The sequence below is a fragment of the Faecalibacterium sp. DFI.5.82 genome (genome assembly GCF_029076575.1).
Classification (GTDB): domain Bacteria; phylum Bacillota; class Clostridia; order Oscillospirales; family Ruminococcaceae; genus Faecalibacterium; species Faecalibacterium duncaniae.
Genome location: NZ_JARFIS010000033.1, coordinates 1 through 826, shown reverse-complemented (window position 1 = coordinate 826; position 826 = coordinate 1). Strand labels below are relative to the sequence as shown.

Sequence of the window (826 nt, the reverse complement as noted above, 5' to 3'; positions counted from 1 at the left end):
GAAAGGTGTAACACACTAGACTTTGTACCAAAGTCGTGTGCCAAGGGTGCTGCGCCCCTTTGGAATCCCTGCTCACATCGCCTGTGGGCGATGTGGATTCGCCGGACAGAAAGCTCTCACAAAGGTGCACCGGGCTGTCTGCGGCGAGGAAAAGGCACTTCTGCGGAAGTGTAATAACCCACTATGACGCTTTCAGCCCTGCGGTCTGCAAAGTGTAGTGGGCTCTCCGAGGGGGAAACGGCTATATAGGGTGCGCTTCGGGCAAATCGCTGCGTACGTGCGTACCAATCTCTCGTACGCACGTACGCAGTAAAACGGCTAAAATCTCCTATATAGGGGTGTTCTTCTGGAAATCAATATGATATACTCAACTTAACCAACCATCAACTAATAGGAGGCGGTAATATTATGGGAAAAACTTTTGTGTGTAGCTTATGCCGTAATGGAATCATTGGCGGTGGTTTGTACATTGATGAACAGAGCATTACATATTCAACTCAAAAGCTCACAGTCAGTCCACTGTATCGCAACCTTGTATTGCCCATGAACGAGATAAGGGAGCTTTCATGGAGTCAGATGGTCGTTCCTGTTGCAGCAATTTCCATGAAAGATGGAGAATGTTATAAATTTATCATATATAACAAATCAGGATTTGAAAAGGCATATAAGCAATATAGCAACCACCAAGAATGAAATCACCTAGCAGGGTTTGGGGCAGGCACGCCCCAACAAGAAGCTGTCCCAAAAGGGCAAGAATTTTCAAGAATTGAAAATTTGTGGCCACGGGACGATTCTTGCTCTCACGAAAACCCATACTTTTTGAAAA

Annotated in this window: 1 protein-coding gene; it reads right to left on the bottom strand. The window is 45.9% G+C overall.

Annotated elements, in window-relative coordinates:
- Positions 1 to 631: 631 nt before the first annotated feature.
- On the bottom strand, positions 632 to 826 hold a 195-nt coding region (locus P0G09_RS15415; protein WP_275253082.1), incomplete at its 5' end, for a hypothetical protein.